This is a genomic window from Alcanivorax sp. DSM 26293, assembly GCF_900107995.1.
GTDB lineage: Bacteria > Pseudomonadota > Gammaproteobacteria > Pseudomonadales > Alcanivoracaceae > Alcanivorax.
Map to the genome: position 1 here is coordinate 86,565 of NZ_FNUM01000006.1, position 13,154 is coordinate 99,718.

Sequence of the window (13,154 nt, forward strand, 5' to 3'; positions counted from 1 at the left end):
ATCATCCCGTTACCTCACCGGCTCGGGGGCCTGGAAGCTGTCGCCGCCACTTCGGTCAAAGTCCACCCGCAATACCAGCGGACGCCCCTGGGCATCCAGTGGCATCAATTCCACACGGCGGTTGACGATACGATCCTGCTCACTATCACTTGGCAGAATGGGAAGCTCCTTACCCAGGGGGGCAGATTTTATTCGTGAAGCATCCAGACCGTTGGCTTGCAGATAATCATTGACCCGCTGCATCCGTTTCTCTGCCAATACCCGGTTGTATTGTTTGCCACCGCGCTGATCCGTGAATGCCTGAACGCTTACCTGTAGCGTCGGGTACTGTTTGAGAATGGCCAGATTCCGGTCCAGGCGTTGGCTTTCTTCTTCGCCCAGCCCATGCTGGTCAAAACCAAAATACACTGCCGGCTCCCACAGCTGTCCCTGCGACTGGGAAGCCAGTCCCGTCACCATCACCATACCGGTATCGGTGACGCTGGCCTTTACCGGGCAGACCTCATCGTATTCCGCGTAGAGCGCTTCCGTGCTGACGCAACCGGACAGTATGCCTCCCAGCAACAGTGCTGCGGCCATCACAAAACGGTTCATTGCGCGTCTCCCATATAACTGCGCTGACCCGCAGCTTTGCTGCCCAGCCAGCCCAGATCATCTTCATCAAACTTGTATTCCAGGCCGATGTAGAGGCCTTCCACGTTGTAGCCTTCCGGGTCCAGGTCGTCGTCACGGAAACCGGAGAAGTTATAGCCCACGCCCATGCGCAGATTGCGGCGAACCAGCGCGTTGACTCCCACACCATAGCTGTAGCGTCGCTCGCTGACACCTTCAGTGGTCAGCGCCCCGCCATGCAGATCCAGATCAAAGCGGCGGGAGATGTCCCAGATAATGCGACCATCCGCCACGTAGGCATCGGTCTCCACATCCAGATTGCCCAATTCGGTCTGCTGCCACTTGGCACCGATACGACCGGAGAAAATCCAGTCGTCATGGGGCTGGAAGTTGTGGTGATTGGAAAGAATGTGAACCCTGCGATCACTGGCCGCGTCCCCACCCCACTGGGTTTTCCACTTGTACATGAACAGCATGTGGTGGCGGTTATCCAGACGCGGGCGACGTGCCATGCCCAGGGTGACGATATTGTCCCCCTGTTTGGGCTGGCCATCGAAATACTGCAGACGCAGGTCATCACGGACCACCGCAGACCAGTCCAGGTTTACCCGCCAGATATTGGCGGCACTCAGACCGTAATAGGTGCGCTCGTCACCAAAGCGGGTTTCCACCCGACCCAGAGTACGGCGATTGGGATTGCGCTTGTCTTCCGCCGCCAGGGACAGGGCCGTGGAGTCCTGGCTGGTGCTACCTTCCAGCGTTTCGATCCATTCCGCCGAGGGGCTGAATGTGAGGCCCGGTTCAATCTCGAAATGGGAGCGAACACCGTTGGCGGCAGCCACATCACGACCATCCTGGGCACCCCGCAGACGGTATTCCGAAAACACATCCGTGCTGCGGCTCAGGGCGGAGCGAACACCGAAGGTAAATTGCCGGGTTTCCACATCGTTGTTCAGCAGGTTCACGCCGCTGAGGCTGTTGATCAGCTCATAGCGGCCATACAGGCTGGTCTTGTCAGTGATACCCAGATCCGCATCAGCGGCAATACGGCGGCGGTCGCGGTCATTGAAGGCCTGCTCGTACTCCGACCCTACCGTCAGCGGCTTGCCAAACACACTGGTGCCCTGACTGGCGCCGAGAATCCAGGTGGCAAAGCGATCACTGCCTTCGTCATCCTGCTGCTCGATACCACGCGCACCGGCACGCAACTGGGTGGCACCGATCTGCTTCTTGCCGATCACACCCAGGCTACTCTGCGCATCGTCATTCTCCAGGGACTGGGAATGCACGGCTTCCACCTGAGCAGACAGGCTGCGTGACAATACCTGCTCATGATCCAGGCGCATTTCCTCACGGGATTCGGCAATCCCTGCCGCCGGATTACGGAAACCTTCCTCGGCACGGGCCCAGCGCAAATCGGTACTGGAACCATTCTGCCAGCGCCACTGGCTGCCCAGGCTGAACGCCCCCCCTTCCATACCGTCATCGTTGTTTTCCATGGTGGCCGAGGAGGCATAAATACTGTTTTGTTCAGTCAGCGCGTACTCCGCCGCCACACTGGTCAGATCAAAACCTTCGCTGTCATGTTCGTCCCGGGTGCGGCTGGCACTGACCGTCAACTTGTCATTGAGTTGATAGCGGAAGCGGGCGCCCAGCACGTTGTACTCCTCGGCATCCGACGCTTCCACGTTGTAGCTGGCGCGGATAAAGACCGGGTTCAGGTTTTCGTCCACGGAGGGAATCACGTCGTGGAAGCGGATATCCCCGGTGAAGTAATTCACCGAGTAATCCACATAGCGTGTCAACGGCTGAGTCGAGATCACCAGGCCCGGGTTATCCCGGTCCCGGACTATCAGTTCCAGGGTTTCGCTGTCCCGTGCCGGGCGATTGGCCAGGGTGAACAACAGCGCCGTGCCGTTACCGGGAATTTCCTCGCTGACCTGTTCGTATTCCGGCCGCGCGCCGAACACCTGGAAACGGGCCCGATCATTTTCGTAAATGGCATTGAGGCCGGTAAGGGTGCGCTGCACACGTCCCAGGTCCTGAAAATCGTAATTGGGGTCGGTCAGGTAATCCCCCCACAACAGGCTGCTACGATCTTTTTCCAGCTTGGCGTACAGCTTGCTACGACTGCGCGCGTCATAACCCCGCACCGAGGCGTCGCCCGCAATCGGGTAGGAATCCGACGGGTTCAGATCACGACGAATTTCTTCATCGTCATCCAGGTCATTATCCGTATCGTAGGCCAGGGTCAGATGGGCACCGCCCCGGACTGCCCCTTTCAGGAACACCGCACCATTGGCATCCAGCCCTTCCTCGGGCAGGGAGTCACCAATCTCGGTGGGCGCATTGCCGTTATCACGCACATTGCCGCCAAAGCCCTGACGCAGTTGCACATAGCCGGTGGCCACCAGCGGACGCAACGGGGCAACCTGTTCCACCCGGGCGGTGGCGACAAAGTCTTCCACCAGAGCCCGCAGGCGGATCGGACCGGTGTATTCGGTACTGCGCAGATGGACCAGACCCTCGCCATCGCTGACCCGCACCTGATGGCCGGGATTCTCCGGTTGCAGATCCTCTTCCAGCCAATCGCCCTTGTCGTTTTCCAGGGTGACGAAATAGGTTCCCCGGGCCGGATTGCCCCGGGCATCCTGCATCCGTACCCGGATAGCCAAAGTGGAGCGGCCACCATCGGCTGCCAGGGTGGGCTCTTGCGGTTCCAGCGTCAGGCTGCGCGGTGCTTCCGGACGCAGGATCTCGGTGCTCGCCAGCACTCGCTCATTGCCGAAAGGATCCATGGCCCGGACTTCCACCTGGTTGTCACCTTCTTCCAGGGAAACCCCGTACCAGCTCAGTACCTGGGCTTTCTCGCGACGGTTGAGCACCTGCTCACCCAACTGGCTGCGTGGCACTTTCTTGTCGTTTACATAGAGATGCGGTTCTACCCCGCCGCGCACCACCACCTGCAGACGGCCATCACGACTGATGCCATCCCGTGGCCACAGCCAGGTACCGGCCACGGCCTGCTCGCGGGTTACATTGGCCGCCATGTCCTTGGTGGCCCCCATTTGCGCTTCCTCGGCAGGTGCCTGGGTCAACTCTGGCCGGGCCGCCGGCTGGCTGCGGCTCACCTGTTCCCAGACCTCGGTCAGGTTGGCATCACCGGTCTGGGTGTACACACCGCTCCCCAGATCCCCGCTGCCATCCGCCTGACGCAGGCGGTTGTTCACGTTGTTCTGGCGCAGGGGATCGAAGCGGGCGGCTTCATCCAGCATCCAGTCACCGGACAGGGACGCATTACGGGCCTTCAGGTTTTCCACGATGGCATCACGCTGGTCCGCCGTGGGGCACATGGCGGCAAAATCCGCCCGGTGATACTCCCCGGGGCGCAGATCCAGAAAACGGCTTTGCGGATCCGCCGCATGACGATTATCGATGGGCTTGAGTTTCAGCCCTTCCGGCAGCGTCAGCGGGTCCACCTTGATGGTGTGCAGCCCCGGGCGCAGCCCATAAAGGCTGTACTGGCCATTCTCATCGGTAATGACCCAGGAGCCATCGGACAGGTACAGCTTCACGCCGCCCACCGGATATTCGCCGTCGTTCTGCAGGTTGTTACAGTCGTTGTCCACGTAGATCTTGCCGAACACCATGGCCCGGTCAGACAGCACGCCTTCATTACGCACCTGGACTTTCGCTTCACCCTGGTTGGAGAAATAGGTGAATCCGGAAGCAGTATTTGCCTGGGCGGTAGCCCGGTTGATGCCATCACTGTCCACCGCACCGGCGGAAAGACGCAGACCGTAATGCAGCGTGACGGTACTGCCCGGCTGCAACGGCAAAGGCTGCGGACCGCTGGCGGTCTGCTGCTGGATCACAAAGGTCAACTGGTTACCGCCATTGTTGGTGGGATCCGGAATCTCGATACGCTGATCGTTGATCTCCAGCCAGGCACTGTCCTCGATATACCGGAACCCGTAAGGCAGCCGGTCCACGATACGGGCAGCGAATAGCTCCGCGTCATGATTGCTGGTCAGGTCAATCCGGTAAGCCAGGACATCACCCACCGCCGCTCGCTCCGCTTCGACCTGCTTGTCCAGCACCAGCACGCCTGCGGTGGTTGCCGTGGAGGGGTCCAGGGGAATATCCACAAACACATCGGCCAGGCCCAGCAGGAAGGCACCCGGGTTGTTCACAGCAGCCATGCGCGCCGCTGCCCGACCCACCGGGGCCACATCCGGATCATAGCCCCCCAACCCATAGGAGCTTTGCGAGATATTGCTGAAAAAGACTTTGGCCGCTGCGGGGGATACCGCAGAGGGGAAGGAATATCCCTCCGGGGGAACCACATCCAGATAATAACAATGACCGGGGGTCGCCAGAGGAAACTGGTAACGGCCCGGTTGCTGGGTATTATCCGCCGCCGTCGCGTTGGTGTTTTCCGTTGGCAGCACGTCCCCGGTAAAGGGATGCAAGGCACGCTCGTAGCCGCTTTCCGGCAAGGCCGCACAACTGGCCAGCCCGGTATCCGCCAAGGGCTGACGGGACTGGTACAGGGTCACCACCGCATCCGGCAAGGGGCGGCCGTTACTGGAGTCATACACGGTGCCCGCCGGGTCCACAGCGGCCAGAGCCGTGACGGTCTGGACATTCACCACGCTGCCATCCGGACCAAAGGTGGGCACCGAGAAGGTGGCCGTGATCCGATCCTCGGCGCCGGTTTGCAGCACACAGCCCAGGCCCAGCACCTCATTGAGCGTGGTGCTGCCGGAGTACTGGGCCAGACTGTTCTCGTTGGCCGTTGCCGGGCACAGCCCACCGGCCCCGGACCGGGATTCATTAAGGGAGAACGGGTATACACTGCGGAAAACCCCGGTATTCACGCCGGTTTCCCGCACCGCCATCACCAGGGAGTCGCCGGTGAGACGGGAGTTCAGTGACACCTGCAACAACCGCTCACCGCCGGGGGTGGTCTGCACAAAATCCCGGTCCGCCAGCACCTGATTCAACTGGGATGCCGTCACCCGCAGGTAGACGCCGTCCAGAAGGATACGCTGACTCGCCTCGGGCAACAGGGGATAGATGGCCGCATCGACAAAATCATTGTCATTGCCATGCTCCGGCGCCCGGTTCTGCTGGAAAACCGCATTGGAGGGCCGCTGGAAAGTAATGCCCGGAGACAAGGTCGCCGCCACCCGGTGGCAGACGCGGTTACTTTCCACGTCAGCCAGCCCATCACCGTCCAGGTCCACGCTGGCCCGGTTGAACAGCAAAGTGCCCTGGGTCAGGCCACTGTTGATCAACACCTCAAAGGAGAACCCGCCGGTCTGGTTATTCCGAATCTGGTCGGCAGGGATGAGCAGACCGACCCGATCCACCGTTCCATTGCCGGTCCAGTCAGCGTAACGCTGCCAGACATCCGCCGAGTCGCCAGCAAGATGCACCACAGGCAACGCCTGCAAGGGGGCAATATCCGCCATCGAGGCCGCCAGCAAGGTCACGTTGCCTGGCAAGGCATCTTCCACCAGAACGCCCTGCTCCGCTTGCCCCCCCACTTGCAAGGTGCGCTCCACGGGGGCGCTGTTGCCCACGTTGGTGACCGAAACCTGGTAGTCGATGATGGCCCCTTCCTGCTGCGGCACGTCACAACTCAGGCTCGAGGATTTGCTCAGCACCAGGGAGGCACCATCAGCAATCACCACCCGGTCCAGCACCGCATCCGTGAGGGTCCCGTTCAGCTGGGACTGGGCGTCCAGGGACAAACGAATCTCATCACCACTGACCAGCGAGGCGGGAACCGTGCCGCTGATGACCAGATTGACTGTCACCCCGGGAAGCACCGAGGGCAATTCCGTCACCGCCGGCTCGCCCGGGTCGGCAACACCATTGCCATTGCTGTCCAGATAAATCGTCAGCCCCTGCAGGTCACCCGCATCGCCGCCCAGATTGGTCAGCGACAGGGAATAACCGTCAGTCACATTACCGGTATTGGTCAGGGTATGGTCGATGCTGATGGACTGCCCCGGCGACGCGGCCCGGGTCTTGTCTTGATCCAGTTCAAACGCGGGGCTTTCCGCCACCATGACCCGGGAAATATTGGAACGCACGACCACAACCCGCCCTTCCAGCGGATCGAAATAACGCATTTCCGCCTGATTCAACAACGCGGTGCCCGGCGCCGTGGCAGCATGCAGCAGCACGCTGGTCATGACCAGCATGCTGATAACAGCAATGCGAATGGCGGCAAGCAGTTTCATTGAGCGTTCTGTACCCGTTGTTTTTATGCCTCAGGGGCTTTTCCAGACCCGGCGCACCGGCCCTGGAAAAGCCCTCCCCCGAAGGGGAGGGCAATGCCTGGGGGAGCGTTAGTTCACTTCGACACAGAACTGGGCGGTGGCACTGTTACCCGGCACCAGAGTACCGATTGCCCATTCCACCACCGGCAAACCCGAGGTATCCGCAGGCGCGGTACCACCAGAGGCAATAACCGCCTCGTTCGCCACCAAATTGGAGGTAAACTCGGTTTGCTCATCGGTGATCACCACCTCATTGGCAGGGGTCGCCCCTTCGTTGGTGGCGGTCAGCTGCCACACCACACACTCGCCAGGTGCAACCGGATTGGATTGCACCGCCGCGAAACCGGCGTCATCGATAGCGGGCCAGGTACCCCCCGCACAATCACAGGCCGTATCAATCGCCGCCTGCTTGTCCAGACGCACCTGGCCGACCACCACTTCAGTGGTGTCGGTGGCGGAGTCAGACACATTGGCGTTGCTGGCGGTCAGGGTGTAGGTGTCTACCGTGCCGGCAGGCGCATTGGACGGTGCAAACACGGTAACGCGCACATCCAGGCGCTCACCGGGTTGCAGGGTCACCAGCGGGTTGGCTCCGCCATTGTCGATATCCACCAGGATGGTGTTGCCATTGGGGGTACGAACGGCCACATCCGTTGCCGTCGGCAGGTTCGCCAGCTGCACCCAGGAATCCGGGGTACCGTCACTGGTGGTGTCGATGAACAACTGGGTATTGTTGCTCCAGCCATTACCGGCCAGGGAGTTCACTCCGGTGATTTCCACGGCTTCGGTAGTGTTACCACCATTGGCGATCACATGGGTGTAATCCACATTACCACCGGGCTGCACCTGGTTGGCGCCATCCGGGGAAACGGTGACATTGCGGTTGGCGATCACATCCACCGCATCCAGCTTCTGGTCGGTAATGGTGCCATCAGAGGTAGACACCACCGTAAAGCGAATCGGGTAGTCCCCGTCGCTGTCACCGTTGCCGTCCACATCATCCAGACCGGAGCTGGCGACAGTGCCTTCGAAGTTGGACAGGGCCTGAGCCACCTGGCTGGAGACCTGGACCAGGGCTTCGTACTGGTACACCGCACCGGCAGGCAGGCTCGGCGTGGCGGTCACCACGTTGCCCGCATTGCTGGTGTTATCTGCCGTGCCGTCACCGTTGGTGTCCACACCCACCTCACGGAAGGTCACCGACCAGCCCGCGGGCAGATCCGCACCCAGGGTAAAGGATTGGGCATTACCGGAATTGTTGGCCACGAACAGCGGGAAGGTGGCAACACCACCGACAGCAACTGGCGTGGTCGTGGTCGGCGCCGCCGCATTGAACGCATCCGCGTCGATACCGGCATCCGTCAGATCGGCAGTAAAGCTGTTAGCCAAATCCACTGCCGGGGCTACGATTTCACTCAGCACTTCCAGCTTGTCATCACTGACGCTGTTGTCGCCGAAGGAGGTGGCAACCATGGTCGCCACAAAGGGCCCCGTGCCGCTGACACCAGCAGGCAGCTGGGCACGCACGGTGATGCGACGATCCGCACCCGCCGCAATGGTGCCAGTATCCGGCACACCATTACCGTTGGTGTCGGTCAGCTGGGTATTGTTGGTCGCGTTCCAGAAGGTGAACAGCGTGCCTGCCGGGAAAGCCTGGGCACCCGCCGGGACTGTGCCCGCGCCGCCGTAAGTCGCACCGGCATTGTTATTGATGCTCAGGTCAAAGACATCACTGCCGTTACCGTTGTTGGCAACGATGTTGGCAAACGCCACCACAGCGCCGGAGTTGGCTTCATCCTGCAGCGCAACGTCGTTCAGCGTCGCATCCGCATCGGCCCCATCGCCGGTATCGGTTGCGTCCACGGCATAGGTCTGCTGGATAGTGGTGGTGGTGGTGTTGGATGTGGACGGGTCATCCGGATTGCCGTCGCCATCCAGATCCCCTTCTGCCGCAAAGGTGTTGCGGATCTGGGTACCGGAGGCCAGGGTGCCATCGAAGTCGACCTTATAGACCACGGTCACGGTGGTGTTCACGCCCATGATGGCATCACGGAAGTTGATACCTTTCAGGGTTTCACCGGTAGTGCCGTTACCGTCCAGGTCCACACCCGCAGGCTCAGTCACATCTGCCAGATCTGCCACACCGGCATAGGAGTGGGGCAGGGACTGCAACGCACCCGTGTTATCCAGCCACTGGTCACCACTGGAGGCGAGCAGACCGTTCACGGAAACAATTTCCGCGAAGGTAGCATTGGCAGGGATCGGGTCGAAGATGTCCACATCTTCCGCCGCCCGGCCACCGTTGTTCTTCACTTCCAGGGTGTAGGTGATGGTGTTGTCGGTGAAGTTGGGCACTGCGGTTTTGCTGAGCTGCAGTACCGCGTCGGTGGTTACCGTCACCACATTGTTGTTGGTGTCGTTACCGTCCGGGGTGCTGTCTCCGTCGGCATCGTAAGTGCCGGCATCGCCGTTGGCACCAATATCCTCAACGGTACCTGCACCGCCACCGTTGGACTCCACCAGCAGGGTAGACTCGATCGTGTCGCCGGCACTGGCGCCGGCTGGCACGGGTACCGCAACAATCAGTTCAGCCTGTTGTCCTGCATTCAGGTTGACGCTGGTAACCGCAGACTCACCGGCATCCGGCACACCGTTACCGTTGGCATCCAGATACACCGTGTAGGTCGATGCACCGGTAGCAGCGTCCAGACCGGCCAGGCCGTCAACACTGAAGCTGTCGGCAGCATTACCGGTATTGGTCAGGGTGTGAGTGAAGTAGACAGTCTCACCGGGCGCACCGGATTTGCTGCCATCGTTTTCCAGGGTCGCCGCATACACTTCCGCAACGGTTACCGTGGATTCATTGGACTGGGCCGAATAGCTGTTGCCGTTGGCGTCCTCATAGGTCACCGTCGCCCGGTTGTTAATGTCGGTCCCGGCAGGTGTCAGAGCCAGTGTTTGCCCGGCGGCAAGCACCAACCCCAACCCCATGACCGAGGCGGACACACGCGCAGACAACAGGCCCCTTTGAAAGGCGAGTTTCATGGCTGTTTCCTTTAATTGGAGTTTGAGTTTCGGACTACTTCTGATCTGAAAGCCTTGCCAGAGCGACCCTCCACACGCGGTGTGAGCCACTCCCCCAGTGCGACATACAAGTCGCTCGCACAAGACTTCCCGGGCCAGGGTGGGCCCTGATCATGTTCCTCCGGTTACTGCACCTTTACCCGGTACCGGTATTCCAGTACCTGGCCTGGCTGGATTCCGCTTTGCGGAACCCAGCGCAGCTGGGTGTAGTCACTCGGAGGAACAATGACGTTCTGTGTCTGGCCATCAGGGCCAGTGATTGAGCGCGTAACCGGCTCCGCCTCAAAACTGCTGCCATCATCGATGCTGACAGTAAATACTGCCTCCACATCGGTGTCGGCCGAGTTGGCGAGGTAAGCGGTATTGGCGGGAATCGGCCCGGTGATTTCCAGGCCGGAAAGCGGTTGTTCCGACTGGTTGGTATAGATCAGTCGGTATTCGATCACATCACCGGGAGACGCTTCCTCAGTGACGGTCATTACTTCCTGGCCATCCTTTTCAGCCACCAGGTAGGTTTCCATTTGGCTGGTCAGTGGGCCATCCGCCCACAAGGTGGTTGCCCAGCACAGCAAAGCCCCAAGAATAAAGCGGTTCATCTGGCGATCCCCTATGATCTTGGCAGGCTTTTCTTTTCTGGTCCCAACACCAGTTAACAAGGCATCCTGCCGGATTCGGTACGCGAAAATTGTTTTTCGGCTTGTTACATCACGTCAAAACTGTGACTCAGGTCGAATTTTGCACGTTTTTTGTGTTGTTTTCATGTGAAGATTGTAAAAAACAAGGTAGGGAATTTACATTTTGAGCGCAATTCAGGAAAAACCTAAGTAAAAACAATGAGATCGCCAGCAATCACAACATCGTAGAGCCCAAAAAAAACCCGCCGAAGCGGGTTTTTTTCAGGCTTTTTAAGTGCTTACTGCCCCTGAGAACCTTTCAGATAGCGGAAAAACTCGCCGTCCGGCTCCAGGATCAGCACATCTTCCTTGTCCTTGAAGCTCTCCTTGTAGGCCTGGAGGCTGCGGTAGAACCGGAAGAATTCCTTATCCTGGTTATAGGCCTTGGCGTAGGTCGCCGCGGCCTTGGCATCCCCCTCACCACGGATGGCCTGGGCTTTGCGGTAGGCCTCGGCCAGAATCTCGCTGCGCTGGCGATCCGCGCCGGCACGGATTTTCTCTGCCTCTTCCCGGCCCTGGGACCGATGCGCCGCCGCATCACGCTGACGCTCTGCGCGCATGCGATCAAACACCCGGCCACGAACCTGGTCCGGCCAGTCCACTTGCTTCACGCGAATATCCACCACTTCGATACCCAGATCTTCCAGGGTGGATTCGTTCACTTTCTCACGAACCTGATCCATCAGGGCTTCACGTTGGTCGTTGGCCATTTTCAGGTTGTCGCCGGCCGGCTTATCGGCACCGCTTTCACCTTCCGCCTCACGAATGATGGACTCATCCAGCTGGTCGCGGGGTACCTCGGTCATTTCACCGGTCACCGGATCCCGCAGCACCGCCTTATCGCCTTCAAGCTTTTCCACATTGCTTTCACCGGCAACCACCTGGAATACCGTCCGCGAGGCAAACTCGTTCCGCAGGGCCTCATTCACACGCGGGTCCAGGAGCTGGCGGGCACGCCCTTCCATGACCTGGGCATTGGAAGAACCGCCCCCCACACTGACGATATAGCGTTGCACGTTGTTGACCCGCCATACCACGAAGGCATCCACGTTGAGCAGCTTTTTCTCGGCGGTCAGGAAAGACTGGGTGGGCACGTCATACACCAGGGCACGACCATCTACCCGGACCACTTCTTCCACCAACGGCCATTTGAAGTAAATGCCCGGCTCCACATCAGCCTTGTCGATCCGACTGAACTGTTTGAGCACCGCTTTTTCGGCCTGGTTCACAATAAAGAAGGAATCCAGCGCCAGCAGGGCCAGAACCCCGAAAGCCAGCAGCGCCAACCATCCACGATTATTCATTAGCGCAACTCCCGATTTGGTGTGCTGTAGAGGCTGCGAGAAGCCTCGCGACCACTGCCGCCATCATCCGCGCCTGCGGATGAGCCAGTGCTCTGGCTGGCGCCGCTCTGCTCCAGCACCTGGGTCTTGGCATTGCGGCCCTTGACCAGCTGCTCCAGTGGCAGGTAGATCAGGCTGTTGCCTTTCTCCACATCCACCAGCACCTTGCTGGTAGCACTGTAAACACCGGTCATGGTTTCCAGATAGAGACGCTCGCGGGTCACATCCGGGGCCTTGCGGTATTCCGTCAACAGGTCGGTAAATCGCTCCGCATCACCCTCGGCGCTGTCGATAAGACGGTTCCGGTAAGCTTCCGCTTCCTCCTCCAGGCGCTTGGCTTCACCCCGAGCCTGGGGGATCACCGCGTTACGGTAGGCTTCAGCTTCTTTCTTGAAACGGTCTTCGTCTTCCTTGGCCCGGGACACATCATCAAAGGCATCACGCACCTCATCCGGTGCCTGGGTGCGATCCAGCACCACCTGTTTAAGTACCAGGCCCGTGTCATAACGGTTCAGGTATTCATCCAGACGCTCGCGGACCCGTACCCGGATCGCCTCCCGGTTATCCTTGAGCACATCATCCATGGTGGAGGAGCCCACCACATGACGCAGGGCGGAACTGGTCGCGTGTTCCAGGATGGTTTCCGGTCGGGCGACTTTCAGCAGGAACGGGATCGGATCCAGCACCTGGTACTGCACCTGCAAGGTCACGCTGACGATGTTGGTATCACGGGTCAGCATGGCTTCGGTAATTTCGAAGCGGCGATTCTGCTCCACGTCCACTTTCTGGTACTGCTCGATGATCGGAGCGCGCCAGCGCAGACCCGGATCCACGGTGCGATTGTATTCACCGAAACGCAGCACCACGGCCCGCTCCCGTTGATCCACCTGGAAAAAGCCGACCAGGCCATACACTACGGCAGCGATCACGGCAGCGATAATCAGCATCGGCCAGGGAGACCCACCGCCACTGCCGGCGCCACCACCGGGCTTGCCGCCCTTGCCGCCGAATACACTGTTGATCTTGTCTTTCAGGTTTTTCAGGGCTTCATCCAGATCCGGCGGTCCCTGGTCACCGCCTCCACCCCAAGGGTCCTTCGGCTTGTTGCCGCCGGGTTCATTCCACGCCATGTAGGTCTCCAATCGGTC

Annotated in this window: 6 protein-coding genes; all 6 read right to left on the reverse strand. The window is 60.0% G+C overall.

The genetic code is table 11. From position 1 onward, the window contains the following. Positions 1–9 precede the first annotated feature (9 nt). Positions 10–594: an OmpA family protein gene (locus tag C4S63_RS11775; protein WP_103917666.1), complete on the reverse strand. Its 585-nt coding sequence runs from the start codon at positions 592–594 to the stop codon at positions 10–12. Beyond that, positions 591–6,866, reverse strand: coding sequence for a hypothetical protein (locus tag C4S63_RS11780; RefSeq protein WP_235000002.1), 6,276 nt, complete (start codon positions 6,864–6,866; stop codon positions 591–593). The genes C4S63_RS11775 and C4S63_RS11780 overlap by 4 nt, the downstream gene beginning before the upstream one ends. A gap of 108 nt (positions 6,867–6,974) precedes the next feature. Continuing rightward, positions 6,975–9,950, reverse strand: coding sequence for a DUF11 domain-containing protein (locus C4S63_RS11785; RefSeq protein ID WP_103917667.1), 2,976 nt, complete (start codon positions 9,948–9,950; stop codon positions 6,975–6,977). A 164-nt stretch (positions 9,951–10,114) separates the two neighbouring features. Beyond that, on the reverse strand, positions 10,115–10,585 hold the full coding sequence (locus C4S63_RS11790) for a hypothetical protein (protein WP_231874166.1): 471 nt from the start codon (positions 10,583–10,585) through the stop codon (positions 10,115–10,117). Positions 10,586–10,902: 317 nt separating this feature from the next. After that, a complete protein-coding gene (gene hflC, locus C4S63_RS11795) occupies positions 10,903–11,967 on the reverse strand; it encodes a protease modulator HflC (protein ID WP_062815743.1) in 1,065 nt (354 codons plus the stop codon). Continuing rightward, positions 11,967–13,136 (reverse strand): FtsH protease activity modulator HflK, encoded by a 1,170-nt coding sequence (hflK, locus tag C4S63_RS11800; protein WP_062815742.1) that lies wholly within the window; start codon positions 13,134–13,136, stop codon positions 11,967–11,969. Before hflK ends, hflC begins: the two co-directional genes overlap by 1 nt. Positions 13,137–13,154: the final 18 nt, after the last annotated feature.

Bases quoted from the DNA above. Each gene is read 5' to 3' on its own strand.
- C4S63_RS11775 (WP_103917666.1), bottom strand. From the start codon at position 594: ATGAACCGTTTTGTGATGGCCGCAGCACTGTTGCTGGGAGGCATACTG.
- C4S63_RS11780 (WP_235000002.1), bottom strand. From the start codon at position 6,866: ATGAAACTGCTTGCCGCCATTCGCATTGCTGTTATCAGCATGCTGGTC.
- C4S63_RS11785 (WP_103917667.1), bottom strand. From the start codon at position 9,950: ATGAAACTCGCCTTTCAAAGGGGCCTGTTGTCTGCGCGTGTGTCCGCC.
- C4S63_RS11790 (WP_231874166.1), bottom strand. From the start codon at position 10,585: ATGAACCGCTTTATTCTTGGGGCTTTGCTGTGCTGGGCAACCACCTTG.
- hflC (WP_062815743.1), bottom strand. From the start codon at position 11,967: ATGAATAATCGTGGATGGTTGGCGCTGCTGGCTTTCGGGGTTCTGGCC.
- hflK (WP_062815742.1), bottom strand. From the start codon at position 13,136: ATGGCGTGGAATGAACCCGGCGGCAACAAGCCGAAGGACCCTTGGGGT.